The organism is Veillonella sp. CAG:933, from assembly GCF_000431435.1.
Lineage (GTDB): Bacteria > Bacillota > Negativicutes > Veillonellales > Veillonellaceae > Veillonella_A.
The window spans coordinates 1-2,491 of sequence record NZ_HF986148.1 but is presented as its reverse complement, the minus strand read 5'-3'; the positions used below and the strand labels follow the sequence as shown (position 1 = coordinate 2,491).

At 45.6% G+C, this 2,491-nt stretch carries 4 protein-coding genes; all 4 read left to right on the top strand.

The window, feature by feature from the left end; translation table 11 throughout:
* The first annotated feature begins 179 nt into the window (after window positions 1-179).
* The gene (locus QZL64_RS02170) at window positions 180-566 is read left to right on the top strand and encodes a hypothetical protein (RefSeq protein WP_021840408.1); all 387 of its coding nucleotides are present in this window, start codon (window positions 180-182) and stop codon (window positions 564-566) included.
* Window positions 559-1,032, top strand: coding sequence for a hypothetical protein (locus QZL64_RS02165; RefSeq protein ID WP_021840407.1), 474 nt, complete (start codon window positions 559-561; stop codon window positions 1,030-1,032). The genes QZL64_RS02170 and QZL64_RS02165 overlap by 8 nt, the downstream gene beginning before the upstream one ends.
* Entirely contained in the window at window positions 1,016-1,273 is a 258-nt protein-coding gene (locus QZL64_RS02160; RefSeq protein WP_021840406.1) for a hypothetical protein, read from the top strand. The genes QZL64_RS02165 and QZL64_RS02160 overlap by 17 nt, the downstream gene beginning before the upstream one ends.
* 97 nt (window positions 1,274-1,370) lie before the next feature.
* Window positions 1,371-2,491: DNA cytosine methyltransferase (locus QZL64_RS02155; protein ID WP_296309172.1), on the top strand; the 1,121-nt coding region annotated here is incomplete at its 3' end.

Sequence of the window (2,491 nt, the reverse complement as noted above, 5' to 3'; positions counted from 1 at the left end):
GCGAAACAACGTAACAGAGCCGTGGGAATATCGGCACTTTTACAAATATAGCGCCGAATCGGATTATCCATTTATTTGTTATATCGACGGCAAGACAAGTTATACGGTGAAGAGCATTCAGAGCATTGTTAAATATGATAATTGGGCATTCTGTAAGTTAGCCGAAGAAGGTGAGTAATATGTTCGGCGTGGACTACATCAAGGCGCAAGAACTCGGCTTTAAATTCATTGCCCGAGACCCTGTCGGCGGCGAGTGTGTACACCGGGAAAAGCCGAAAAAGAATGACGGCGGCTATTGGGTAAGTGAAGGCTGGCGTTATGTTGATGGCTACTGCTGTTTAGACAAGAAAAATGTCATGGACATTGATGATGCTATCAAAATTGAAAAGAGCTCCCCTTTTAAAGCAGCGCCGAAATGGGAGCCGGAAACCGTGGAGCTCAAATGTCAATATTGTGGTAAAAAATTCATCGGCAGAAGTAAGAACCGGAAATATTGCAGCGGAAAGTGTGCGAACGATAACAAAATTCAGAAGCGAAAAGCAAAGGAGGCAGCACAACATGACTGATAAGGAATTAAGAAAAGAGATTTTGGAACGTGCATATCGATATGGAGCGCGTTATGTGGCTAGAGATTTAACTGGAGAAATTTACGCTTATGAAGATAAGCCTTCATTTGATAGTGACGGTTGTTGGTGGGATGCATCGGAAGACCTTACTAAAGTGATAGTAGAACTTACTTATTTTGAAGATTTATTCCAAGATTTGCGAATGAATATAGAAACCTTACTAGATATTGGCAAAGAGCTGGAGATTGTAGATTGGAAAAATGTGCCAGTTGATACCCCTGTGCTTGTAAGTGCTGATGGAGAAATTTGGGAAAGAGCTTATTTCAAACAATATGTAGAGGTTAATATTGATCCATTCATTGCTTTTGCTGATGGGCGAACAAGCTGGAGCAAGAAAGGGATGGTAGATTGGCATGCTTGGAAATATTGCAAGCTAGCGGAGGTAAACGATGAAAATAAATTGTGAAAACATGAAACGGCTTAGACGTCAATGCGAAAAGCTGCGGACGTGGCGCTATATCTTGCGCCGGATGCGAAGCCGGGCAACAAGTGGACAATGGTTATTACAAACGATAATACCTCATGAGATAGGGGAGGACTTCATGGACAAAATGGCCGACCGGCTAAAATTAAAAGGGTTTGAAGTGGCGGTAAGTCCGAATTATAAAGGCAAGTATTATATTTTGTCGGTATCGTGGGAGGGGTGAAATTATGGAGATTAATTTCACGCCCGGCACGCTAGAAGTTATAGTATTTGCCTTAGTGCTAGTCACTATATTAATCATGGACTATTGGAGGCGTTAAATGTACGGGAACGAGTTGATTGTAGATAGCTTCGCCGGTGGCGGCGGTGCAAGCCTTGGGATATATCAAGCGACTGGCGTAGAGGTTGACATTGCTATCAATCACGATGCGGCGGCGATTGCCATGCACGCAGCTAACCACCCGACAACTAAGCACTACACCGAGGATATATGGGAAGTTGACCCTCGTGAGGCATGTCAAGGGCGTAAGGTTGCCCTTGCGTGGTTCTCGCCGGACTGCAAGCATTTTAGTAAGGCGAAAGGCGGGAAGCCTTTGGACAAGAATATTCGAGGGCTTGCATGGGTGGCGATTCGCTGGGCTATGCTTGTGAAACCCCGTGTGATTATGTTGGAAAATGTCGAAGAATTCCAATCATGGGGTCCGCTAGACGAAGAAGGCAAAGCAATCAAAGGCAAGGCCGGCATGACGTTCAAGAGTTTTATTAAAGCCCTCAACGGGCTCGGCTATGAAGTCGAATACAAGGAAATGACGGCTTGCGATTACGGCGCCCCGACGAAACGGAAACGGTTTTTCTTGATTGCTCGATGTGATGGCTTACCAATCGTATGGCCTAAACCTACCCACGGGCGAGGCTTGAAACCGTACCGGACAGCAGCCGAGTGCATCGATTGGGGTGTTCCTTGTAAATCGATATTTGGACGCAATAAACCACTCGCCGAGAACACAATGAGGCGAATTTGGAAGGGAGTAGACAAATTTATTATAAATAACCCGAACCCCTTCATAGTTGCGGTTGACGATGAAATGATAGCCCCGACTATTATTCAGTATCACACGGAAACGAACCCAAGAGAGCACCGGGGGCAGTCTATTCAAGAGCCTTTATTTACCATTGACGGCTCCCCTCGATATGGCTTAGTGGCCGCTAAATTAAGCAAAACGGCCACGAGCGAACAAGTAAAGGCGTTCCTTACTAAATATTACGGTTGGGAAGTTGGGCAAAGCCTATTCGATCCGCTCCACACCGTAACCGGTGCCAACCATTTCGGGCTTGTTGTAGTCAAGGAGGAGAATTACAACATCATCGATATAGGGCTTAGAATGCTAACGCCTCGGGAACTCGCAAGGGCTCAAGGGTTCCCCGATGATTACAAACTAGA